This is a genomic window from Vibrio sp. Vb0888 (assembly GCF_033338835.1).
GTDB lineage: Bacteria > Pseudomonadota > Gammaproteobacteria > Enterobacterales > Vibrionaceae > Vibrio > Vibrio alginolyticus.
In genome coordinates, this window is record NZ_JAWOTL010000212.1 from 1 (window position 1) to 1,197 (window position 1,197).

At 46.4% G+C, this 1,197-nt stretch carries 2 protein-coding genes and 1 pseudogene; all 3 read right to left on the bottom strand.

Going from position 1 to position 1,197, the window contains the following annotated elements; genetic code table 11:
- Positions 1–280 (bottom strand): annotated as a pseudogene (locus R7P72_RS25090) (ABC transporter permease); the annotation flags it as partial.
- The gene (locus tag R7P72_RS25095; RefSeq protein WP_025517589.1) at positions 277–1,005 is read right to left on the bottom strand and encodes an ABC transporter ATP-binding protein; all 729 of its coding nucleotides are present in this window, start codon (positions 1,003–1,005) and stop codon (positions 277–279) included. The pseudogene R7P72_RS25090 and the gene R7P72_RS25095, both read right to left, overlap by 4 nt.
- A 64-nt stretch (positions 1,006–1,069) precedes the next feature.
- Positions 1,070–1,197, bottom strand: a 128-nt coding sequence (locus R7P72_RS25100; protein ID WP_318110972.1) for a ZrgA family zinc uptake protein, incomplete at its 5' end; no start/stop codon positions are given.

Here is a 1,197-nt window from a genome sequence, read left to right on the forward strand (position 1 = left end):
GATGCTGGCTGAATTCTTGGTAGCTTTTCCAATCGATATTATTAGTGGCATTACCGATACGAAAGACTGAATACAGCAGTAAGTTCACTTGGCCTGAGCGTCCGCCGACAATCAGGTCCGTTCCTGAAATGGTGTTCGCAAAGCTGTCTTTTGCTTGAGTGCGGATACGTTCTACGCCAAGCAGCAAGATTACCGATATTGCTACCGTCATGATCGTCAACACCGCTGTCGCTTTGCGGTTCATCAAGCTTTTCCAAGCGAGTTTGATTACAGCACTCACGCTAGCACCTCCATGTTACTGCTTTGGTTTATTTCTGGCAGATTAATGGTGCGATCGAACAAGCTTTCCAGAGTTGGATCATGGCTGACAAAGATTAATGTCGCGTTGGCTTGATTAGCCTGTTCCATCAGCAGCTCGATGAACGCCATGCGATTATCATGATCGAGTGCAGATGTCGGCTCGTCAGCAATGACTAACGCAGGATGCCCTATTAGCGCACGAGCTGCAGCCACTCGCTGTTGTTGTCCAATACTCAGCTCTGACACTGGGCGAGAGTGTAAATTTGTCGGTAAATGAAGCCGCTCCAACAAGGTTGTCGCTTGTGCTAAAAGCTCGGCTTTGGAGGCGTTTGGTGTCACGCGATCTCGTCTCACTTTACTGAACTGGCAAGGAAGTAATACGTTGTCGATGACATTCAAATACGGCAGCAAGTTGAATTGCTGGAAGATATAACCAATGTGGTCGGCGCGGAATCTATCTCTGCGGCTTGAACTCAGCGTCGCTAAGTTCGTATTGAGTACTGATAACGAGCCCGAACTTAACGTATTGATTCCGGTGAGCAAAGCTAAAAGTGTGGATTTTCCACAGCCACTTGGCCCTTTGATAAAGACATGCTCACCCGTCGCTATCTGCAAATCAGGAATATTGATCACCGCGGTCTCTGAACCGGGCCAGACAAACTGAGCCTGTTTGAGCTCAACCACGTTTGATGCTGAATCAGTCATAGTAAATCACCAAAGCGAATTAAAAAAACACAGCGTGTAAGTGGGTACTTACACGCTATTTGGGTTATTTGATTGCGATTTGAGTGTTGCTTTTGGTTAAGCTAGTGGCTGATTGAGTCGTATCTGTGAATAGGTTTACATTTACCGATTCAGTACTTGGGAATTGGTTAAACCAATCAGTTTGAATACGGC

What these genes read in the sequence shown, in the direction of transcription:
- R7P72_RS25095 (WP_025517589.1), bottom strand. Translation starts at nt 1,005, where the DNA reads ATGACTGATTCAGCATCAAACGTGGTTGAGCTCAAACAGGCTCAGTTT.